At 63.5% G+C, this 21,121-nt stretch carries 18 protein-coding genes; 13 read left to right on the top strand and 5 right to left on the bottom strand.

Annotated features, from left to right (window positions below; genetic code table 11):
• Positions 1 to 6: 6 nt before the first annotated feature.
• Positions 7 to 1,086 (top strand): 4-hydroxy-3-methylbut-2-enyl diphosphate reductase, encoded by a 1,080-nt coding sequence (locus tag M1E07_RS14040; RefSeq protein WP_461187277.1) that lies wholly within the window; start codon positions 7 to 9, stop codon positions 1,084 to 1,086.
• Between the two features lie 114 nt (positions 1,087 to 1,200).
• Here the strand turns inward: M1E07_RS14040 and M1E07_RS14035 are convergent, their stop codons facing one another.
• Complete coding sequence (locus tag M1E07_RS14035; RefSeq protein ID WP_461187276.1) at positions 1,201 to 2,430, bottom strand: DNA recombination protein RmuC; 1,230 nt, start codon at positions 2,428 to 2,430, stop codon at positions 1,201 to 1,203.
• A 102-nt stretch (positions 2,431 to 2,532) separates the two neighbouring features.
• Here M1E07_RS14035 and ychF point away from each other — a divergent pair, with 102 nt between their 5' ends.
• From ychF to M1E07_RS14005, 6 genes are all read left to right on the top strand, one after another.
• On the top strand, positions 2,533 to 3,618 hold the full coding sequence (ychF, locus tag M1E07_RS14030; protein WP_461187275.1) for a redox-regulated ATPase YchF: 1,086 nt from the start codon (positions 2,533 to 2,535) through the stop codon (positions 3,616 to 3,618).
• Between the two features lie 42 nt (positions 3,619 to 3,660).
• Positions 3,661 to 5,424 (top strand): ABC transporter family substrate-binding protein, encoded by a 1,764-nt coding sequence (locus M1E07_RS14025; RefSeq protein ID WP_461187274.1) that lies wholly within the window; start codon positions 3,661 to 3,663, stop codon positions 5,422 to 5,424.
• Positions 5,425 to 5,705: 281 nt separating this feature from the next.
• Positions 5,706 to 7,376 (top strand): peptide ABC transporter substrate-binding protein, encoded by a 1,671-nt coding sequence (locus M1E07_RS14020; RefSeq protein ID WP_461187273.1) that lies wholly within the window; start codon positions 5,706 to 5,708, stop codon positions 7,374 to 7,376.
• 129 nt (positions 7,377 to 7,505) lie between these two features.
• Positions 7,506 to 8,435: an ABC transporter permease gene (locus M1E07_RS14015; protein WP_461187272.1), complete on the top strand. Its 930-nt coding sequence runs from the start codon at positions 7,506 to 7,508 to the stop codon at positions 8,433 to 8,435.
• The gene (locus M1E07_RS14010) at positions 8,425 to 9,375 is read left to right on the top strand and encodes an ABC transporter permease (RefSeq protein ID WP_461187271.1); all 951 of its coding nucleotides are present in this window, start codon (positions 8,425 to 8,427) and stop codon (positions 9,373 to 9,375) included. The genes M1E07_RS14015 and M1E07_RS14010 overlap by 11 nt, the downstream gene beginning before the upstream one ends.
• The gene (locus M1E07_RS14005) at positions 9,372 to 11,093 is read left to right on the top strand and encodes a dipeptide ABC transporter ATP-binding protein (RefSeq protein ID WP_461187270.1); all 1,722 of its coding nucleotides are present in this window, start codon (positions 9,372 to 9,374) and stop codon (positions 11,091 to 11,093) included. Before M1E07_RS14010 ends, M1E07_RS14005 begins: the two co-directional genes overlap by 4 nt.
• Before the next feature lie 9 nt (positions 11,094 to 11,102).
• On the opposite strand, the gene M1E07_RS14000 is transcribed toward M1E07_RS14005, so the two are convergent.
• Positions 11,103 to 11,942 carry an SGNH/GDSL hydrolase family protein gene (locus M1E07_RS14000; protein ID WP_461187269.1) on the bottom strand — a complete coding sequence of 280 codons (840 nt, stop codon included), beginning with the start codon at positions 11,940 to 11,942 and terminating at the stop codon, positions 11,103 to 11,105.
• Between the two features lie 268 nt (positions 11,943 to 12,210).
• Between M1E07_RS14000 and typA the strand changes: the two genes are divergently transcribed.
• Positions 12,211 to 14,139, top strand: coding sequence for a translational GTPase TypA (typA, locus tag M1E07_RS13995; protein ID WP_461187268.1), 1,929 nt, complete (start codon positions 12,211 to 12,213; stop codon positions 14,137 to 14,139).
• 157 nt (positions 14,140 to 14,296) lie between these two features.
• On the opposite strand, the gene M1E07_RS13990 is transcribed toward typA, so the two are convergent.
• Positions 14,297 to 14,536: a putative acetyltransferase gene (locus M1E07_RS13990; protein ID WP_461187267.1), complete on the bottom strand. Its 240-nt coding sequence runs from the start codon at positions 14,534 to 14,536 to the stop codon at positions 14,297 to 14,299.
• A 135-nt stretch (positions 14,537 to 14,671) separates the two neighbouring features.
• Between M1E07_RS13990 and fdxA the strand changes: the two genes are divergently transcribed.
• The 3 genes from fdxA (at position 14,672) to M1E07_RS13975 (ending at position 17,675) form a co-directional block, all read left to right on the top strand.
• The gene (gene fdxA / locus M1E07_RS13985; RefSeq protein ID WP_050685972.1) at positions 14,672 to 14,998 is read left to right on the top strand and encodes a ferredoxin; all 327 of its coding nucleotides are present in this window, start codon (positions 14,672 to 14,674) and stop codon (positions 14,996 to 14,998) included.
• A 14-nt stretch (positions 14,999 to 15,012) separates the two neighbouring features.
• Positions 15,013 to 16,161, top strand: coding sequence for a succinyldiaminopimelate transaminase (gene dapC, locus M1E07_RS13980; RefSeq protein ID WP_461187266.1), 1,149 nt, complete (start codon positions 15,013 to 15,015; stop codon positions 16,159 to 16,161).
• Between the two features lie 227 nt (positions 16,162 to 16,388).
• Positions 16,389 to 17,675 (top strand): citrate synthase, encoded by a 1,287-nt coding sequence (locus M1E07_RS13975; protein ID WP_461187265.1) that lies wholly within the window; start codon positions 16,389 to 16,391, stop codon positions 17,673 to 17,675.
• A 103-nt stretch (positions 17,676 to 17,778) separates the two neighbouring features.
• Here the strand turns inward: M1E07_RS13975 and galE are convergent, their stop codons facing one another.
• Complete coding sequence (galE, locus tag M1E07_RS13970) at positions 17,779 to 18,792, bottom strand: UDP-glucose 4-epimerase GalE (RefSeq protein ID WP_461187264.1); 1,014 nt, start codon at positions 18,790 to 18,792, stop codon at positions 17,779 to 17,781.
• Between the two features lie 133 nt (positions 18,793 to 18,925).
• On the opposite strand from galE, the gene M1E07_RS13965 reads away from it, so the two are divergent.
• Complete coding sequence (locus M1E07_RS13965) at positions 18,926 to 19,534, top strand: TetR/AcrR family transcriptional regulator (protein WP_461187263.1); 609 nt, start codon at positions 18,926 to 18,928, stop codon at positions 19,532 to 19,534.
• Between the two features lie 100 nt (positions 19,535 to 19,634).
• Entirely contained in the window at positions 19,635 to 20,246 is a 612-nt protein-coding gene (locus M1E07_RS13960) for a hypothetical protein (RefSeq protein WP_461187262.1), read from the top strand.
• A 17-nt stretch (positions 20,247 to 20,263) separates the two neighbouring features.
• On the opposite strand, the gene M1E07_RS13955 is transcribed toward M1E07_RS13960, so the two are convergent.
• Entirely contained in the window at positions 20,264 to 21,121 is an 858-nt protein-coding gene (locus M1E07_RS13955) for a hypothetical protein (protein WP_461187261.1), read from the bottom strand.

Raw genomic sequence — 21,121 nt, 5'->3', positions numbered from 1 at the left:
TGAGTAATGACCCCCTCCGCTGTTTCCCTTTCGATGCCCACTATCCCGCGTAGGCGCCGCTCTCCTGAGGAAGTAGCTGCTGCAGCCCCCGTATCCGGAACCAAGAAGGTGCTGCTTGCTGCTCCTCGGGGGTACTGCGCCGGCGTTGACCGTGCCGTCATCGCCGTTGAGAAGGCCCTGGAGCACTACGGCCCGCCGGTGTATGTGCGTAAGCAGATTGTGCACAACGTCCACGTGGTCAGCTCCCTGGAGGAAAAGGGCGCCATCTTCGTTGACGAAACAGACGAAGTGCCCGAGGGTGCCCTGGTGATCTTTTCTGCCCATGGCGTATCTCCGGCCGTGGTCCAGTCCGCAGAGGACCGTGGCCTGCGCACCATTGACGCCACCTGCCCGCTGGTGACCAAGGTCCACAAGGAAGCCGTACGGTTCGCGAAGGATGATTTCGACATCCTGCTGATCGGCCACGACGGCCATGAGGAAGTTGAAGGCACGGCAGGCGAAGCTCCGGAACACATCCAGATCATCAATGGCCCGCACGAAGTGGACAAGGTGACGGTGCGGGATCCGGAGAAGGTCATTTGGCTTTCGCAGACCACTCTCAGCGTCGACGAGACCATGGAAACGGTCCGGTTGTTGAAGGATCGGTTCCCCACCCTGCAGGACCCGCCCAGCGACGACATTTGCTACGCCACTACCAACCGCCAGGTGGCCATCAAGAAGATCTCTCCCCAGGCCGATCTGGTCATCGTGGTGGGTTCGGCCAACTCCTCCAACTCCGTGCGGCTGGTGGAGGTTGCCCTTGAATACGGGGCGAAGGCCTCCTACCGGGTGGACTTCGCCAATGAAGTGGACGAGGCCTGGTTCGAAGGCGTTGCAACAGTTGGTGTGACGTCCGGGGCGTCCGTGCCCGACGTGTTGGTTCAGGACGTCCTGCGCCTGCTGGCCGACTATGGCTACGGCAGCGTTGAGGAAGTGGTCACCGCAGAAGAGGACCTCCTGTTCTCGCTGCCCAAGGAGCTGAGGGCAACCCTGAAGCAGGCCGGCGATGTCAGCCGTGCCCTGGGCGGGCGCCGGCCGCGCAGCTGACAACACCAAGCAAAGCAGGCCCGGCAACTGGCCCAGCTGCCGGGCCTTTTTCGTATCCGAAAGTTCTTGTCCGGGAGCGCTTTTTCCTGCAGCCCTTCTCCGGGAGGCCCGCCCTTAGGCAGCCTCGTCCTCGCTTTGGAGTTCGGGGGCGGCCAGGGCGCGGGGGGTCACCTCAACCACCGGAGGAGTGATCAGGCCCGATTCCTCAAGCGTGTTCAACTTCCGTGCGGTGGGAAGGACACGAGCTTCCAACGTGCCCACCATGGAGTTGTAGCGGTCCACCGACGTTTTCAGGGACGACCCCAGCTTGGTGACGTTGTCGCCCAGGGTTCCCATCCGGTCGTACAGCTGCCGAGCGAGGTCGAACAGTTCGCGGGCACTGTCCGTCAGGACGTCCTGCCGCCAAGTGAAGGCAACGGATTTCAGCACCGCCAGCAGCGTGCTGGGCGACGCCAGCACCACATTCCTGGACAGCGCATGGTCAAGCAGCTCGGCATCGGCCATGAGTGCTGCAGCCAGGATCGACTCCGCCGGGATGAAACAAATCACCAGCTCGGGGGAGTTGCCGGGGATATCCCAGTACTTTTTGTTGCTGAGTGAGTCAACGTGGGCACGCAGCGCCTTCGCGTGGGCGGCCAGCAGCGCCTGCTGCGAGCGGCGGTCCGTACTGAGGACCGGCCCCGCCTGCGCCGTCCGGGACTCCATGGATGCGCCGAGCTCCTGCGCTTCGAGGTAGGCCGACAGGGGCACTTTTGCGTCCACCACCAGCTGCTTCTCGCCGGGCAGCTGGACCACCAGGTCCGGGCGGACCGACGACTCGCTGCCGGAGCTGTGGACCTGCTCAAGAAAGTCAACGTGCCGCAGCATTCCGGATGCCTCCACCACACGCCGCAACTGGACCTCTCCCCACTGCCCGCGCGCGCTGTTGGACCGCAAGGCGGATTCCAGGGCGTGGGTGGACCGGATCAGCTGTTCATCAGAAAGCCGCGCCTCCTGCAGTTGCTGGGCGAGCTGGCCGTACTGTTCCAGCCGGTCACGCTCCAGGAGCGCCACCTGTTGCTGCACTGCCGTCAGTTTCTCGGCCACCGGCGCCAGGGCACGGAGCACATTGCCGTCCTGGGACCGTGCTTCGCCCAGTTCCCGGTTCTGTGCAGCCAAAAGGCGGCGCTCGGCGTCGGCCGCGGCGAACTGTGCGCTCACTTCTGAGAGCCGCGACGAGACGGCGTCGAAGTCCTCTTCCACGGCGCGGCTGTTTTTCCGCAGCGCAAAATAGGTGGCTGCGGCGCCCGCAAGGGCACCCAGTAGCAGCATGAACAAAGCCAGTATCAGCGCGAAAGCATCCATGTGCCCACTGTCGCACGGGGCTGTGACATTTTCCCGAAGCGACATTTTGGCCGGCCCGTCCCCGAACCGCCCTGACTCCTGCTGCGGGTAGAATCAATGCTCGTGGCTCTTACTATTGGCATCGTCGGACTGCCCAACGTCGGCAAATCAACTCTCTTCAACGCACTGACCCGCAACCAGGTGCTGGCAGCGAACTACCCGTTCGCAACCATCGAGCCCAACGTGGGCGTTGTCAGCCTGCCGGATCCCCGGCTCAAGCAGCTTGGCGAACTCTTCAACTCCCAGCGCCTGCTGCCCGCAGCGGTCTCCTTCGTGGACATCGCCGGCATCGTCAAGGGCGCCAGCGAGGGCGAAGGCCTCGGGAACCAGTTCCTGGCCAACATCCGGGAAGCAGAAGCCATCGCACAAGTGGTGCGCGTCTTCGACGATCCCGACGTGATTCACGTCGACGGCAAGGTGGATCCCCGCTCCGACATGGAGACCATCAACACCGAGCTGATCCTCGCGGACCTGCAGACCATCGAAAAAGCCATCCCGCGCATCGAAAAAGAAGTCAAGATCAAAAAGCGCGAAGCTGCCGAGCTGAACGCCATCCTCGCCGCCCAGAAAGTGCTTGAGCGCGGCGACACCATCTTCTCCTCCATCAAGAGCGACAAGCTGGAGATGGAGCACCTCAAGGAGCTTAGCCTCCTGACGGCAAAGCCCTTCATCTACGTCTTCAACGCTGATGAAGGAATCCTCGGCAGTCCTGAGAAGCAGGAAGAACTGCGGGCCCTCGTGGCCCCGGCCGACTGCATCTTCCTCGATGCCAAGCTTGAGGCCGACCTCGTGGAACTGGACGAGGAAGAAGCCCGCGAGATGCTGGAAATGAACGGCCAGGACGAATCCGGGCTGGACCAGCTGGCGCGGGTGGGGTTCCACACACTTGGCCTGCAGACATACCTCACCGCCGGTCCCAAGGAAGCGCGCGCGTGGACCATCCACCGCGGCGATACGGCGCCCCAGGCCGCCGGCGTCATCCACACCGACTTCCAGCGCGGCTTCATCAAGGCCGAGGTGGTCTCCTTCAACGACCTCGTCGAAGCCGGGTCCATGGCCGAGGCCAAGTCCCGGGGTAAAGTCAGGATTGAAGGCAAGGAATATGTCATGGCCGACGGCGATGTGGTGGAGTTCCGCTTCAACGTCTGACGTGTTCGCCGGACACCTTATCCTGAAAAACAAGGAGGCGGCATGCCGGTCAGGCGCTTGATGCAGTTCATCACCGCGGCTGTAGCCGCGGCCGTGATGCTTTCCGGGTGTTCGGGCAGCGGGGGCACAGCCCCCGTGGTGGTAGGCGAGGCCAAACGCGGCGGCAGCGCCACCGTTGCCGAGGCCAACGCGTTCTCGTCCTTCAATCCGTACAGCACCGACGGCAACACGGACATAAACTCGAAGGTCGGGCACATCACCCACTCGGGGTTCTACTACCTTGATGACTCGTCAAACGTTGTACGCAACGAAAAGTTCGGACGCTTCGAAAAGGTTTCCGACGAGCCGCTCAAGGTGAGGTACACCGTCAACGAGGGCGTCACATGGTCCGACGGTGAAGCCATCGACGCCGGCGATCTCCTGCTGGGCTGGGCTGCCGGCTCCGGCTACTTCGACGACGCCGATCCCATGGCCGGAACCGGAACCAAGTATTTCTCCACGGCCGCCGACACCAGCGGGCTGGCAGGAACCGTGCTTCCCGAGGTCGGCTCTGACGGACGTTCCATCACCCTGGAGTACGCGCTGCCGTACACCGACTGGGAAGTGGCATTCGACGTCGGCCTGCCAGCGCACGTGGTGGCTGCCAAGAGTGGCCTGAACGACGAGGAAGACCTTATCGACCTGATCATGGGCTCACCGCGGGGAGACGTCGAAGAGCCGGCGGTCAATACGGCGCTGAAGCAGGTCAGCGACTTTTGGAACTCCGGGTTCGATACCAAGGGCCTTCCTGACGATCCCTCTGTCTACCTCTCCAGCGGGCCCTATATTGTCCGGGACATCGTCCCGGAAGTTTCCATGAAGCTGGTCCGCAACCGGGATTACGTGTGGGGCCAGGAGCCGTGGCTTGATGAGATCAACATTCGGTTTACCGGTGCGCTGCCGGCCGCTGTGGATGCCCTCCGGAACGGCCAGGCGGACATCATTTCGCCCCAGCCCTCGGCCGGCACCGATGATCCCTTCACCGGCCTGGCTGAGCAGGGCATCACCGTTGAGCGCTACAACCAGTCCGGGTATGACCACCTGGACCTGAACTTTTCCGGTCCCTTCGCGCGGAAGGACGTCCGGGAGGCCTTCCTCAAAACGGTTCCGCGGCAAGCAATCGTCGAGGCCGTCGTCGGGGACCTGCTGCCGGATGCAAAGCCGCTCGACTCCCATGTCTTCCTGCCGGGGCAGCCCAAGTACGAAGACACCGTCAAGAACAACGGGTCCGGAAATTATGGCGGGGTGGACATCGACGGCGCAAAGGCGCTCCTGGACGGCGAAACCCCCACTATCACCATCCTCTACAACCGCGATAACCCCAACCGCGCCGAAGCTTTTGGCCTGATCAGGGACTCGGCAGCGCTGGCAGGTTTCCGGGTGGTTGACGCCGGACAACGCAACGCCGACTGGGCCAAGGCCCTGGGTGGCGGCGGGTACGATGCGGCACTGCTCGGCTGGATCGGCACAGGCGTGGGCGTCAGCCGCGTTCCGCAGATCTTCCGCACCGGCGCCGGCAGTAATTTCAATGGATTCTCCGACGGCGACGCCGACAATGCCATGGAGGAACTCGCCGGAACCACGGACCTGGCCAAACAGGACGAACTCCTGGCGGAAATTGATAAGCAGGTGTGGGAGGACGCATACGGCCTTCCGCTGTACCAGGCGGTGGGCACTACTGCCTTCAACTCACGGATCACTGGTGTGAAACCAACTTCCGGCCCCCTCGGCGTCTGGTGGAACGTCTGGGACTGGCGGCTGGCCTAGCAGCCAGGTGTATGCCTGCCCCCGCGCATGGTGGCGGACTTCACACTTTCAATTCGCCCATAAGCCTACTGGCGAGTAGCATGTGACTTGCACAACTTCCGTTGACCGACTAGGCGTTCAGTTCGTGCCGGTTACGGTTTGGCAACGGAGTACCAGTATCTGGACTTCGTGCGGTTAGGCTACTCGTATATGTAGGCTGCGTCACAGTTCACCGCTGCGTCTCGCCTGCGGGGAAACATAAAGATTCCCCTCGTTCTCTCCCACAACTCATAGGAGGCGGAATGCGTTTTGCGCGCACTTCCAAAGCACTGGGCATCGTGGCAATCGCCGCACTCGCCCTGACCGGCTGCGGCGCTGGAGGCGGCAGCAATGACGGTGCCAGCCAGTCTGCTGGCGACCCCAATAAGGTCATCACCGCTTACAGCAACGAACCACAGAACCCGTTGCTGCCGGCAAACACCAATGAAGTGTATGGCGGCCGTGTGGTCGAACTGCTCTTCGAAGGCTTGACCAGCTACGACCCCAACGGCCAGTCGGTCAACGCCCTGGCCGAGTCCATCGAATCCCCGGACGGCCAGAACTACACGATCAAGGTCAAGACCGGCACCAAGTTCACCAACGGCGAGGAAGTTACCGCCAAGAGCTTCGTCGACGCCTGGAACTATGCTGCACTGAGCACCAATGCCCAAGCCAACAGCAGCTTCTTTGAGTCGATCGAAGGCTACGACGCCGTCAGCGCCACAAAGAAGGAAGGCGAGAAGGACGTCCCCGCTCCCACCGCCAAGACCCTCTCGGGCCTGGTCCTCAAGGACGACACGACCATTGAGGTCAAGTTGACCCAGCCGGAGGCAGATTGGCCCCTGCGCCTTGGCTACTCAGCTTTCATGCCGCTTCCCTCGGCAGCAATCGCCGACCCCAAGGCCTATGGTGAAAACCCGGTAGGCAACGGCCCCTACAAGATGGCCAAGGAAGGCGCCTGGCAGCACGACAGCCAGATTGAACTCGTCAAGAACGAAGACTACGCCGGCCCCCGCGAAGCGAAGAACGGCGGCGTAACTTTCAAGTTCTACACCGATCCGGCTCCCGCCTACACAGACATCCAGGCCAACAACCTGGACGTTACCGACGTCCTTCCGACGAACGCCCTGAAGACCTACACCACGGACTTCCCGGAGAACCACCTGAACAAGCCGTACGCCGGCAACTCCACCCTGAACATCCCGGGCTACCTGCCCGAGTTCCAGGGCGAGGCAGGCAAGCTGCGCCGTCAGGCCATCTCCATGGCAATCAACCGTGACGAGATCACCAAGGTGATCTTCAGCGGCACCCGCATCCCCGCCAAGGACTTCACCTCCCCGGCAGTGGATGGCTACAACGAGAACGTTGAGGGTTCCGATGTCCTGAAGTTCGACGCCGCCAAGGCCAAGGAAGCCTGGGACAAGGCGAACGCCATCAGCCCCTGGCCCGCGGACAAGACCCTGCAGCTCGCCTACAACACCGATGGCGGCAACAAGGAATGGATCGACGCTGTTGCCAACAACCTCAAGAACAACCTGGGCATCCAGGCCGAGGGACAGCCGTTCGCCAAGTTCGCCGAGATCCTCGACCTCCGCACGGCCCAGACCCTTCCCGGCTTCACGCGGGCAGGCTGGCAGGCGGACTACCCGTCGCTCTACAACTTCCTCGGCCCGCTCCTGAAGACTGGTGCCAGCGCCAACTACGAGGGCTACACGAACCCCGAGTTCGACAAGCTCCTCAACGAAGGACTGGGCGCCAAGTCCACGGACGACGCCAACGCCAAGTTCACCGAGGCCCAGGAGATCCTGTTCCAGGACCTGCCCAACCTCCCGCTGTGGTACTCCGCACGCCAGGTCGTGTGGAGCCAGAACGTCACCAACGTGGACAGCGGCTGGAACGGTGTCATTCAGTACTACAACATCACCGCGAAGTAGTTCTGAGACCGTCCAACTCAAATAGCTAGTGGGGGTCCGGCGCCAGCCGGGCCCCCATAGCCTTGATACCGGCAGGAAGCTGTCCCACATGAATTTCCCAACATCTCCACAATCTTCGGAGGGTGTGCTGTGATCCAGTTCATTTTCCGGCGACTGCTCCAAGTTATCCCCGTATTCCTGGGCACCACCCTGCTGGTTTACTTCATGGTGTTTGCCCTTCCGGGAGACCCCATCAGGGCACTCTTCGGAGAACGCCCGCCGAGTGAAGCCGTCATCGCAGCCCTTCGCCAGCAGTACAACCTCGACCAGCCTTTCTGGGTCCAGTACGGCCTGTTCCTCAAGAATCTCTTTACGTTCAACCTGGGCGTCGATTTCACGGGCCAGCCCATCGCCGCCACCTTGGGCCGTGTCTTCCCCGTCACCGTGATGCTCGCCGTCGAAGCGCTGGTTATCCAGGCAGTGTTCGGCATCGGCTTTGGGCTCATCGCCGGCCTGCGCAAGGGCAGGATCTTTGACTCGTCAGTGCTGCTTGCTTCGCTCGTGGTCATCGCCATTCCCATCTTTGTGCTCGGCTTCGTCCTGCAGCTCGTCTTCGGTGTCTACCTCGGCTGGGCCAAACCCACTGTCGGCACAGACGTCAGCTGGGCCACCTTGCTGCTTCCGGCCTTCGCGCTGGCGCTGGTGTCCTTCGCCTACGTGCTTCGCCTTACCCGGGCTTCGGTCATTGAAAACTCAACGGCTGATTACGTCCGTACCGCGACTGCGAAGGGGCTGTCCCGGCCCCGCGTGGTCATGGCGCACATTCTCCGCAACTCGATGATTCCGGTCGTTACCTATTTGGGCGCCAGCCTGGGCGGTCTGATGGGCGGAGCCATTGTTACCGAAGGCATCTTCAACGTGCCCGGCGTGGGGCAGAAGCTCTACCAGGCAATTCTCCGCAGCGAAGGACCCACCGTCGTCGCCATCGTGAGTGTGCTGGTGCTGGTCTTCGTTATCGCCAACCTGCTGGTTGATTTGCTGTACGCCTGGCTTGATCCGAGGATTCGCTATGAAAAGTAACCAAGACACCACGCATTTCGTTGCCCCCATCGAGGAGACCCCTCTGCTGGCAACCGATGCCGTAAAGACTGACCAGGCCCCGCTGAGCCTGTGGGCTGACGCGTGGCGGAAGCTCCGCCGTCGTCCGCTGTTCATTGTCTCGGCAGTGATGATCGTGGTCATCCTGATTGTGGCGTTCTTCCCTGGCCTGTTCACCCAGACGGCGCCCAACGACAACTGCCAGTTGGCGAACTCGGATGGCGCCCCGTCGGCCGGCCACCCGTTCGGGTTTACCTTCCAGGGCTGCGACGTGTACGCCCGCGTCATTTACGGCACCCAGGCTTCCGTCATGGTGGGTGTCTTCGCCGTCATCGGCGTGCTCCTCATCGGCGTGACGCTCGGTGCGCTTGCCGGCTTCTACGGCGGATGGGTCGACGCCGTCATCGCCCGCCTCGGCGATATCTTCTTCGCGCTCCCGCTGGTGCTCGGAGCTCTGGTGGTCACCCAGTTGCCGTTCTTCCGGGAAAACAAGAGTGTCTGGACAGTCATCATGATCATCGTGCTGCTGGCATGGCCCACGATGGCAAGGTTGACCCGCGGTGCGGTGATCGAAGTCCGGAATGCCGACTTCATCACGGCGGCCCGTTCGCTGGGCGTGTCCAGGATCCAAAGCCTGATCAAGCATGTTCTGCCCAACGCCCTCGCCCCCATCATTGTGCTGGCCACCATGGAACTCGGGGTGTTCATCGTGTTGGAGGCCACCCTGTCGTTCCTCGGAATCGGGCTCCCGGGCAGCATCATGTCCTGGGGCAATGACATCTCTGCGGCGCAGTCGTCCATCCGCACCAACCCCGCGGTGCTGCTCTACCCGGCCGCCGCCCTGTCCATCACAGTCCTGAGCTTCATCATGCTGGGCGACGCCCTGCGCGATGCCCTTGACCCGAAGAGCCGCCAGCGATGAAGGAGACACACGTGACTACATCCGATGTCACTATCACTGAAGCCGGAACACCCGCAGACCGCCCCCTGCTGGAAATCCGGGACCTGGCCATCACGTTCGACACCAGCAACGGCGAAGTCAACGCCGTCCGGAACGCGCACCTGACCATCATGCCGGGTGAGACCGTTGCGATCGTGGGGGAGTCGGGCTCGGGAAAGTCGACCACCGCTCTGGCGGCCATTGGGCTCCTGCCCGGCAACGGCAGGGTCTCCGGCGGGCAGATCCTGCTGGACGGCGAAGACATCTCGCACGCACCCGAAAAGCGGATGATCGAACTGCGCGGCAACACCATCGGCATGGTGCCGCAGGACCCCATGTCCAACCTCAACCCGGTATGGAAGATCGGCTACCAGGTCAAGGAAACGCTGCAGGCCAACGGCCGTCCGAGTGGCCCCGAGGACATTGCCAAGGTCCTGTCCGAAGCGGGGCTGCCGGACTCCCACCGGCGCGCCAAGCAATACCCGCACGAGTTCTCCGGCGGCATGCGCCAGCGTGCCCTGATCGCCATCGGACTGTCCTGCCAGCCGAGGCTGCTGATTGCCGACGAACCTACCTCTGCGCTGGATGTCACCGTTCAGCGGCAGATCCTGGACCACCTCGAAGGCATGACCGCAGAGCTGGGCACGGCTGTCCTGCTGATCACCCACGATCTTGGCCTCGCGGCCGAACGGGCAGACAAAGTAGTGGTGATGTACCGCGGGCAGGTGGTGGAGTCAGGGCCGTCCCTGGAGTTGCTGCAAAACCCGCAGCACCCCTACACCAAGCGGCTCGTCGAGTCTGCACCCTCCCTTGCCAGCCGAAGGATCCAGGTTGCCAAGGAACAGGGCGTGGAGGCGGCGGATCTTCTGGCTCCGGCCGCTGAAGCGCTTGCTGCCGATAATGTGCTGCAGATCCAGGACCTGCGGAAGGTCTACAAGCTGCGGCAGGGCCTCGGGAGATCATCGGACTTTGCGGCCGTCGACGGCGTGAGCTTCGATGTCCTTCGGGGAACCACGACGGCGATCGTGGGTGAGTCGGGCTCCGGCAAATCCACGGTGGCCAAGATGGTGCTCCAGCTTGAGAAGCCCACCGACGGCAGGATCCTTTTTGACGGTGTCGACACGTCCGTCTTGAAGCCCTCGGAACTTTTCAGGTTCAGGCGCCGGGTGCAGCCCATCTTCCAGGATCCCTACGGCTCCCTGGACCCGATGTACAACATCTTCCGCACCATCGAGGAACCGTTGCGGGTCCACAAGATCGGAAACAAGGCCAGCCGGGAGAAGAAGGTCCGCGAACTGCTGGATCAGGTCGCGCTGCCGCAATCCACCATGCAGAGGTATCCGAACGAGCTCTCGGGCGGGCAACGCCAGCGTGTCGCCATCGCCCGGGCGCTGGCCCTGGATCCTGAGGTCATCATCTGTGACGAAGCAGTATCCGCCCTGGACGTGCTGGTCCAGGCCCAGGTGCTGAACCTGCTGGCGGACCTTCAATCCAACCTGGGATTGACCTACCTCTTCATCACCCACGACCTTGCGGTGGTGCGGCAGATCGCGGACCACGTCTGTGTGATGGAAAAGGGACGCCTGGTGGAGACCGGATCTACGGATGACGTCTTCGAAGCGCCGCAGCAGGAATACACCAAGGCACTGCTCAACGCCATCCCGGGCGCGAAGCTGATGCTTCCGCCCGAAGTGGCTTAGCAGCCTCTCTTATTCACCGGTTTGAGCCGGAGCCTGCCGGCTCCGGCTCAAACTGCTTTCATCCTGCACACTTGCCGGCTTCCGCTCCAGGCCCAGCTCGCGCAGGCTGCGCTCCAGGAGGGTGCCGAGGGCCTCCCGGCCACTGGAATTCATGTGCACTGCGTCATCAAGGTCCTTAACCAGGTCATGCCTCGTGAGCCAGTCGCCCACGGAAACGAAGGGCAGGCCATGCTCCGCGGCCACCGATCCCAGCAGGGCATCAACCTCTGTGCGCCGGCCGCCACCATTGTTTTCGCCCCGGGCGAGGGTTCCGATCATCGCTGTCCGGGTACCCGGATAGCGGCCCTGTAATACCGCAATCAGACGCCCGGCATTGCCCGTGATCTCGCTGTCGGATGCTCCGCTGGCAGCGTCATTGCCGCCGCCCTGGAGGACAATCAGGGCGGGAGTGCCGGAGGGGAGCAACCAGTCCTCACGCAAGAGGGCGTCGATGTAGTTGCCTGTCTTGCCGTTGGCGGCGACGAATCCCGTGCCGCCGCGCCCGCCGAAGTACACCTTGTACCCTGCAGCGGCGAGACCCTGGCGGGGCCAGCCGTCCAGCGGTTCCGACTGCGAATCCCCGATGAGGAGGACCGTTCTGCTGATATCGGGGACAATCGCTTCAAGCCGCCCGTTCGCCGGGTTCAGCACGCGGGTATCGGCAGCCATGCCGACTGGATTCATGGCAGCAGCCTGCAGCGATGGAGTGGCGGGGGACGCGCAGCCGGAGAAGGCAAGAGCGCTGCACACCGCGAAAACGGCGGCGGCTCCGGATGCGGCAAAGCGGGGCCGGGTCAAGGCTTTTCGCATCTCGTGTCTTTCGGGCTTGCGCGGAGTGTCTAGCAATCATGTGGCATACCGGCAGGAATGGCCAGTGATTTTTCTCACTGATCCTGCCCCGGCGTGGCCGTTGCGCGCCCGGCCGACATGGGCTGCGCGGAAAAATTTAGGCCAATAAACGCCACTGCGGCTAGAATTGAGGAAGGCGCCCTGTGCTAAGGGCCTGATCGTCGTGCGTTCCAGTTGGAAATGTCGCGATACAACAGCTGACTTTCACCACTGAATCGAGCCATTACGCATGTCTGAAACCACCACCAACACCGCGGTAGCCACTGCATCACGCAGTGACCTCCGCAACGTCGCGATTGTGGCCCACGTTGACCACGGCAAGACCACCCTGGTCGACGCCATGCTCAAGCAGACCAACTCCTTTGCCGAGCACAACCACCTCGAAGACCGCGTGATGGACTCCGGTGACCTTGAGCGCGAAAAGGGCATTACCATCCTGGCCAAGAACACCACGGTGGCCTACAACGGTCCGTCCTCCAATGGCGAGACCATCACCATCAACGTCATCGACACCCCCGGCCACGCCGACTTCGGCGGCGAGGTGGAGCGCGGACTGTCCATGGTTGACGGCGTCGTCCTGCTCGTTGACGCTTCCGAAGGTCCGCTGCCGCAGACCCGCTTTGTGCTCCGCAAGGCCCTTGCCGCGCACCTGCCCGTCATCCTGCTGGTCAACAAGACCGACCGCCCCGATGCCCGCATCGAGGAAGTCGTCCACGAGTCCATGGACCTCCTCCTGGGCCTGGCTTCCGACCTGGCCGACGAAGTTCCGGACCTTGACCTGGACAAGATCCTCGAAGTTCCCGTCGTCTACGCTGCCGCCAAGGTTGGCCGTGCTTCCCTGGAGCAGCCCACCGACGGCACCGCCCCGGAGAACGAGGACCTTGAGCCGCTGTTCAAGACCATCATCGAGCACATCCCGGCACCCACCTACAACCCGGAAGGTGTCCTGCAGGCGCACGTCACCAACCTGGACGCTTCCCCGTTCCTGGGCCGCCTCGCGCTGCTCCGCATCTACAACGGCACCCTGCGCAAGGGCCAGACCGTTGCCTGGGCACGCGCGAACGGTGAACTGAAGAACGTCAAGATCACCGAACTGCTGGCCACCAAGGCACTGGACCGCGTCCCGGCCGAATCCGCCGGGCCCGGTGAGATCGTCGCTGTCGCCGGCATCGAGGAAATCACCATCGGCGAGACCCTGACGGATGCCGAGAACCCGCAGCCGCTGCCTCTGATCACCGTGGACGATCCCGCAATCTCCATGACCATTGGTATCAACACCTCGCCGCTGGCCGGCAAGGTCAAGGGCGCCAAGGTCACCGCCCGCCAGGTGAAGGACCGCCTGGACAAGGAACTGATCGGTAACGTCTCCATCAAGGTGCTCCCCACCGAGCGTCCCGACGCCTGGGAAGTACAGGGCCGTGGCGAGCTGGCGCTGGCCATCCTCGTCGAACAGATGCGCCGTGAAGGCTTCGAGCTGACTGTGGGCAAGCCGCAGGTTGTCACCAAGACCATCGACGGCAAGATCCACGAGCCGATGGAACACATGACCATCGACGTACCCGAGGAATACCTCGGCGCCGTGACCCAGCTGATGGCCGCGCGCAAGGGCCGCATGACCAACATGGCCAACCACGGTACGGGCTGGTGCCGCATGGAGTTCATCGTTCCGGCCCGTGGCCTGATCGGTTTCCGGACCAAGTTCCTCACGGACACCCGTGGCGCCGGCATTGCGGCTTCCATTTCCGAAGGCTACGAGCTTTGGGCCGGCCCGATCGAATACCGCACCAACGGTTCCATGATCGCTGACCGCGCCGGTGTCGTAACGCCGTTCGCCATGATCAACCTGCAGGAACGCGGCTCCTTCTTCGTGAAGCCCACGTCCGAGGTTTACGAAGGCATGATCGTGGGCGAGAACTCCCGCGCGGACGACATGGACGTCAACATCACCAAGGAAAAGAAGCTCACCAACATGCGTGCAGCTTCCTCTGACACCTTCGAGAACCTGACGCCGCCGCGGGACCTTACCCTCGAAGAGTCCCTGGAGTTCGCCCGCGAAGACGAGTGCGTCGAGGTGACCCCGGAAGCCATCCGCATCCGCAAGGTCATCCTGGACACCAACGAGCGTGCCAAGGCCAACCGCGCCCGCGCGAAGGTCTAATTCTGCACCACAGCTAAAGCTGCCGGTACAACGGGCGGGTCACCCCGCCGTCGTACCGGCAGCTTTTGCCGTTAACGGGCCCTTTGCCGCGTACCGCTCTGCCCTGTGGAGCCCCGGTTCGATGTGCAGAGGCAGTCCCCGCGCACCGAGGGTTGCCTTAGGCGCGCGGCCGGCGCCGCTCCGGTGCCGGCGGCACCTCCTTGGCTGCCACAACGCGCTCAAGGGGAATGACGACGTCGGCCTGCCGGGTGCGGACGGTGCAGGCGCCGGCGTCGCATCCCACCAGGTGGCCGAGGGCATCGGTCAACCCTTCGTCGATGCGGTACCGCACCACCACGCGGGTGCCGGGCGCGGCGGCGGCAAGGAATCCGGAGGGCGAAGGCGGGGTCTGACTCACCAGTTCATACTAGGCAGCCGGCTAGGTTCGCGGGAACGGGCTGGGAGATAATAGGCTCAGATGTCAGGGTCCGGCCAAAGCAGCCGGATGCAAGTGCCGGCGGGATGCCGGAACCAACGTGGAGAGGCCAGGGACGTGACGTACGTAATCGCGCAGCCGTGTGTAGATGTCAAGGACAAGGCATGTATTGAAGAGTGCCCGGTCGACTGCATCTACGAGGGTGAGCGTTCGCTGTACATCCATCCGGACGAATGCGTGGACTGTGGCGCCTGCGAGCCGGTTTGCCCGGTTGAGGCGATCTACTACGAGGACGACACCCCGGACGAGTGGGCCGACTACTACAAGGCCAACGTGGAGTTCTTCGATGACCTCGGATCGCCGGGCGGTGCGGCCAAGGTCGGCAACACCGGCAAGGACCACCCGATGATCGCCGCGCTGCCGCCGCAGAACCAAGACCACTGACGCAGGCAGGAACGGTGACCGCAGCAGTGAATACGTTCGGCCTTGACCTGCCCGACTACCCGTGGGAGGCCATGGCGCCGTATCTTGCCAAGGCCTCGGAGCACCCCGGCGGAGCGGTCAACCTTTCCATCGGCACACCGGTGGACCCCACTCCCGCCCTGATCCAGGACGCCCTGAAGGCCGCCGCAGATGCCCCGGGATACCCCACGGTCCACGGCACGCCGGCGCTCCGGGAAGCCATCGCGGGCTGGTTCGAACGCCGCCGCGGCGTGGCCGGGCTGGATCCCCGCAACATCATGCCCACGGTGGGTTCCAAGGAACTGGTGGCGTGGCTGCCGCTGCTGCTGGGGCTTAAGCCGGGCGACGTCGTCGTCCGCCCCAAGGTGGCCTACCCCACCTACGATATCGGCGCTACGCTCGCGGGGGTCACCTCCGTGGCAACGGACAACCTGGACGAGCTCGACGACGCCACCCGCTCGCGTGTCCGATTGATCTGGGTCAATTCCCCCGGAAACCCCACCGGCAGCGTCAGGGGAGTCGAGTCCCTGAAGGCGCTCGTGGTGCAGGCGCGGGAGCTGGGCGCGGTGGTGGCGTCGGACGAATGCTACGCCGAACTGGGCTGGGGTGACTGGGACGTCCAGCGTGGCGGCCAGGCAGTGCCGAGCATCCTGGATCCCCGGGTGGCCGGCGGATCCCATCAGGGCCTGCTCGCCGTGTACTCCCTGAGCAAGCAGTCCAATGTGGCAGGATACCGGGCAGCGTTTGTGGCGGGGGATCCGGACCTGATGCCCAACCTCGTGAACAGCCGCAAGCATGCGGGCATGATCGTTCCCTATCCGGTACAGGAGGCCATGCGGGTGGCCCTGGGCGACGACACGCACGTGGAGGGCCAGAAGGACCTGTACCGGGGGCGCCGTGAGCGGCTGGTCCCGGCACTGCGGGACTTTGGTCTGGAGATCAAGGAATCGGACGCCGGGCTGTACCTCTGGTCCACGGCGGGGGAGAGCACCTGGGATACCGTGGAGCGGCTGGCAGAGCGCGGCATTGTGGTGGGACCCGGTGTCTTCTATGGAGAGGCGGGCAATGGCTACGTCCGGGTTGCGCTCACCGGAACCGACGAGCGGATCGACGCCGCTGTCACCCGATTGGCAGCCGCATCGTAACAATGCTGTGACTCCCGCCACATCCGGCTCATTTTAGGGCCTTTTGGAACGTCTCGGATTAGTGGCACTCGCCAAGGAGCGGTACTTTTTAAGTGACTATCAATGGTGGCTTTCTACAAGAAGGCAGCCCGGGTGTTGGAACCTGTGTTCTCAGGCTTCGTGCGCGGCTCACCTGATGTTGGATCAAGCTTTCGACAGAGGCCCAGACGCCTCATGAAGGGGACTCCATGACTGAGACCAACAATGCTGCGACCCTGCACCACGCAGGAGGCGAGCTCGAGCTGCCGCGCATCCAGGTTGTTGAAGGAAACGAAGGCTACGACGTTTCCAAACTGCTGAAGCAGACGGGCGCAGTCACCTTTGACCCCGGCTTCATGAACACAGCAGCCACGACTTCGGCTATCACCTACATCGACGGCGATGCGGGCATCCTGCGCTACCGCGGATACCCCATCGAGCAGCTGGCTCAGCACTCCAGCTTCCTTGAGGTGTCCTACCTGCTCATTTACGGCAACCTGCCCTCGGCTGCGGAACTGGAAGAATTCGACCAGAAAATCCGCCGGCACACGCTGCTGCACGAGGAGCTCAAGGGTTTCTTCGGCGGCTTCCCGCGCGACGCGCACCCCATGCCCGTGCTCTCCTCGGCCGTTTCCGCGCTGTCCACGTTCTACCAGGACTCGCTGGACCCGTTCAACGCCGAGCAGGTGGAAGTTTCCACCATCCGCCTGATGGCCAAGCTCCCGGTGATCGCGGCTTACGCCCACAAGAAGTCCATCGGCCAGCCCATGCTGTACCCGGACAACTCGCACAACCTCGTGGAGAACTTCCTGCGGCTCAGCTTCGGGCTTCCGGCTGAGCAGTATGAAGTGGACCCGGTGGTCGCGAAGGCACTGGACCTCCTGCTGATCCTGCACGCGGATCACGAGCAGAACTGCTCCACCTCAACGGTGCGCCTGGTGGGCTCCTCCAACGCGAACCTGTTCGCGTCCGTTTCCGCAGGCATCAACGCCCTGTTTGGGCCTGCGCACGGCGGTGCCAACGAGGCAGTGCTGAAGATGCTCCGCCAGATCCAGGCCGACGGCACCAAGCCCGAGGACTACATGGAGAAGGTCAAGAACAAGGAAGACGGCGTCCGCCTCATGGGCTTCGGGCACCGCGTCTACAAGAACTACGACCCGCGCGCCAAGATCGTCAAGGCCACCGCCCACGAGATCCTCACCAAGCTCGGCGGCAACGACGAGCTGCTGGACATCGCCCTGCGCCTGGAGGAGAAGGCGCTGAACGATGACTACTTCATCCAGCGCAAGCTCTACCCGAACGTCGACTTCTACACCGGCCTGATCTACAAGGCCATGGGCTTCCCCGAGAAGATGTTCACGGTGCTGTTCGCCATCGGGCGCCTCCCCGGCTGGATCGCCCAGTGGCGTGAAATGATCAGCGACCCGAACACCAAGATCGGCCGCCCGCGGCAGCTCTATATCGGTGAGGCCGAGCGGGACTACCCGGCCCGCTAATCCCCACCCATCGGCTCCCAGGCTCTGGCTGAACAACGACGGCGGCCGCCCACCTCCAGGAGGCGGGCGGCCGTTTCGTATCCGGTGATTGAGCTTGTCGAAGTCAGCTGGAGTAGCCCTGGGGGTTGTTTTTCTGCCAGCGCCAGTGGTCCTCGCACATCTCATCCACTGTCTTGGTGGTGGACCAGCTAAGGTCGGCGAGGGCGGACGTGGCGTCGGCCCAGAAGGCCGGCAGGTCGCCGGCGCGGCGGCCCGTGATTTCGTAGGGGATGGGCTTGCCCACTGCCTTCTCGAAGGAGCGCAGGACCTCCAGCACCGAGGAGCCCTTGCCGGAGCCAAGGTTCCAGCGGAAAACGCCGGCACGGTTCGCCACATGATTCAGGGCAGCTACGTGCCCATCGGCGAGGTCGACAACGTGGATGTAGTCGCGCAGGCAGGTGCCGTCCGGGGTGTCGTAGTCGCCCCCGAACACCATCAGCTTTTCGCGGCGGCCCACGGCCACTTGGGCGATGAAGGGCACCAGGTTGTTGGGGATGCCCTGGGGGTCCTCGCCGATCCGGCCGGAGGGATGCGCCCCAACCGGGTTGAAGTAGCGCAACAGGGCTATATGCCAGCGGCTGTCGGCGGATCCCAGGTCCGAGAGGATGTCCTCGATCTGTTCCTTGGTGCGGCCGTAGGGGTTGTTCGCTCCGATTTCCATCTTTTCCACGTAGGGGATGGGGTTGTGCTCGCCGTAGACGGTGGCTGAGGAGCTGAAGACGATGGAACGGACGTTGTGCCGGTCCATGACCCGGATGAGGTTCAGGGTCCCCACCAGGTTGTTGTAGTAGTACTTGAGCGGCTCGCGCACTGACTCGCCCACAGCCTTCAGCCCCGCGAAGTGGATGACGGCATCGATCGAGGTACCGGTGAAAACTTCCTCTACGGCGGCTTCGTCCACCAAGTCGACGTCGTGGAACTCTGCGGTCTTGCCGGTGAGTTCCGCAACCCGGCGAAGCGACTCTTCGCTCGAGTTGACGAGGTTGTCGATGGCCACCACGTCATGGCCGGCTTCCTGCAAGGACAAAACAGTGTGGGAACCGATGTAACCGGTGCCCCCTGTGACCAGAATTTTCATGCCTCCAACGCTATCCCAACCGGGCGCCGTTCCGCCCGCGGCGTCTTCTGGAGACGGGGCAGTGTGACAAGGGCGTCCGGGGCCAGCGGCGGGTTGGGCGATATATTAAGCACGGCCGTGCTAAAAAAGTTGAGTGCCTAAAATTGTCAACGCCGAAGCCCGGCGCCAGGATGTGGTTGAAGCGGTCTGGCGGATCATCGCCGTCGACGGGCTCGAAAGGGCGTCCCTGCGGGAGGTGGCAGACGAGGCCGGACTCGCCGTCGGCTCAGTACGCCACTATTTCGCAGGAAGCGAGGAACTCCTTACTTACTCTTTCGCCAGGGTCATCGACAATATCGTGGCCAGGCTGGACCGGGACCTGCCCGCCCTGCAGGAGCACCCGCCCGCAAGCGCTGAGCACCGAGGGGCCGTTTTAGCACTGTTGAGCGAACTGCTGCCGCTGAATGCACAACAGGCGGTTGAGGCCTGTGCCTGGATGGCCTTCCGCAACGCCGCGAGGATCAAACCGTTCCTGGCAGCTCAGGCCGACCGCAGCCACCGGGAAGTTGCCGCCGTGATGGGACGCCTCATCACCACCCTGGTGCCCGCGGATGAGTCCGAAGAGACGCTGGTGGTGGAGGCGGAACGGCTCCTGGCGACAATCGACGGGCTGTGCATGCATGCCCTGCTCCAGCCGGGCTGGATGACCGCCCGGATGTGCCTCGATGTCCTGGAACGGCACCTTGACGGACTGGAGCCGTGACTGCCGTTAACGTCGGCAACGTGGGGGAATAGACTGATAACCGGGGGGCGTGGAACCGGATCAACAGGCCCGGTAACAGCACGCCAGGGAAGGATTTCGGATGCACCAAACAGGCGGTTCAGGGTGGCAGATCACCACCGACACGTCAGGGCCAATGATGATCGCCCTGTATGTCCGCGATGCAGCCGGGCTGGACGGCGCGGGCCATCCGGCCCTGTCGCACGCCGCTCCCAAAATCCGCCATGCCGACCACTCGCACCTCACAGCGGACGTTGGTGGTCTGAGCGTGCTCAAGACGGAATGGGAGGCCTGGTGGGCGCAGCTGCTTAAGGCCCATCCGCAGACGTCGCCGGAGCTGTCGCCGCCCGAATTTGAGGCTTTCGGCAATTCCCCGGCCCTGCAGCGCGTACTCCAGGCGCACTTCGGCTCTGCCCTCACCTGGGCGCGGGAGCGCAGGAGCGAATACGCCGAGCTGGAAGCGGAGCGCTCTGCCATCGGTGCGGACCAGCTGCTGGAGGACATGGTGGATGACAGGCTGCTGGAGGTAGGGCGGGACGCCCGTGACTTCAAGCTGACCATCATCGAGCTGCCGTTGAACGAGCAGCGGGCCTGGTACCTGGAGCCGGACAAAATCATTATGAGCCACCAGCTGATGGGCGAGCCCGAGCTGTTCCGCAGCTATGTCCAGCCGGTGGTCGAAATCCTGGCTTGAAAAAGCCGGCAGGCAGCTCAGCCCTCGGCGCTTGCCGGTGAAACAGTAATCCGAACCTGCCCGTCAGCGGCGGATGCTTCCTGCCAGCCGTCCCGCTGTGCACGGTCCCAGCTGCGTCCTGCCACCTCCACCTGCGTCACTTCGTAGCCTTTGCCGTTTGCAACGGCCCACTGCGCAACCGACCATGCCTGGTTGCCGCTTGCTTCCACCACCAGTGTTTGGCCTTCCACAGCCGTATCCAGCGGACCGTAGGCCTCAGCCAGTTCGGCGGAAACGGCGCCGGGGTCGCCGGCAGCAGCCGCGGAACGGAGCGTGCACTGCACGGCTTCGGGGGTCTGGCCTGACAGCCCGGAGGCAAAAGAGCGTCCCATCTGCTCATGCTGGGCATAGGCGGCGGGGAAAGCGGACCGCTGGACTGTCTGGGCCGCTTCCGTGATCTCCATCGACTCATAGCCCGGAATTTGTACCAGTGCGTCGTAAAAGGCGTTGGCAGCGTAGTACGGGTCCATCACCTGTGCCTCGGTTCCCCAGCCCTGTGAGGGGCGCTGCTGGAACAGCCCGCGCGAATCAGGGCCGGCCTGGTCTCCGTGGGCGATGTTCCGGAGCTTGGACTCCTGCATGGCGGTGGCCAGTGCAATGCTCGCAGCCCGCGGCGGCAGCCCGCGCTGGACGGCGACGGCGGTAATCAGGGAAGCATATACGGCCTGGTCAGGTGCCAGCTCTGCCGTTCCTCCACCTACGACGGCGATGCAGCGTTCCGAAACAAGGGTCTCGGAACGCTGCACAAAAAACACCGACGCATAGACACCGCCCGCCACCAGCGCGAGGGCGAGCAGCAATACCACGAGGCGGCGAAGGCCGCGGCTTCGTGCCAT

The organism is Arthrobacter sp. Z4-13, from assembly GCF_054792705.1.
This window is presented reverse-complemented; position numbering and strand designations above follow the sequence as displayed.

What these genes read in the sequence shown, in the direction of transcription:
- M1E07_RS14005 (WP_461187270.1), top strand. Translation starts at nt 9,372, where the DNA reads ATGAAGGAGACACACGTGACTACATCCGATGTCACTATCACTGAAGCC.
- M1E07_RS13955 (WP_461187261.1), bottom strand. Translation starts at nt 21,121, where the DNA reads ATGGCACGAAGCCGCGGCCTTCGCCGCCTCGTGGTATTGCTGCTCGCC.
- M1E07_RS14035 (WP_461187276.1), bottom strand. Translation starts at nt 2,430, where the DNA reads ATGGATGCTTTCGCGCTGATACTGGCTTTGTTCATGCTGCTACTGGGT.
- galE (WP_461187264.1), bottom strand. Translation starts at nt 18,792, where the DNA reads ATGAAAATTCTGGTCACAGGGGGCACCGGTTACATCGGTTCCCACACT.
- M1E07_RS14000 (WP_461187269.1), bottom strand. Translation starts at nt 11,942, where the DNA reads ATGCGAAAAGCCTTGACCCGGCCCCGCTTTGCCGCATCCGGAGCCGCC.
- M1E07_RS14010 (WP_461187271.1), top strand. Translation starts at nt 8,425, where the DNA reads ATGAAAAGTAACCAAGACACCACGCATTTCGTTGCCCCCATCGAGGAG.
- M1E07_RS14020 (WP_461187273.1), top strand. Translation starts at nt 5,706, where the DNA reads ATGCGTTTTGCGCGCACTTCCAAAGCACTGGGCATCGTGGCAATCGCC.
- M1E07_RS14025 (WP_461187274.1), top strand. Translation starts at nt 3,661, where the DNA reads ATGCCGGTCAGGCGCTTGATGCAGTTCATCACCGCGGCTGTAGCCGCG.
- M1E07_RS14040 (WP_461187277.1), top strand. Translation starts at nt 7, where the DNA reads ATGACCCCCTCCGCTGTTTCCCTTTCGATGCCCACTATCCCGCGTAGG.
- M1E07_RS13975 (WP_461187265.1), top strand. Translation starts at nt 16,389, where the DNA reads ATGACTGAGACCAACAATGCTGCGACCCTGCACCACGCAGGAGGCGAG.
- M1E07_RS13960 (WP_461187262.1), top strand. Translation starts at nt 19,635, where the DNA reads ATGCACCAAACAGGCGGTTCAGGGTGGCAGATCACCACCGACACGTCA.
- typA (WP_461187268.1), top strand. Translation starts at nt 12,211, where the DNA reads ATGTCTGAAACCACCACCAACACCGCGGTAGCCACTGCATCACGCAGT.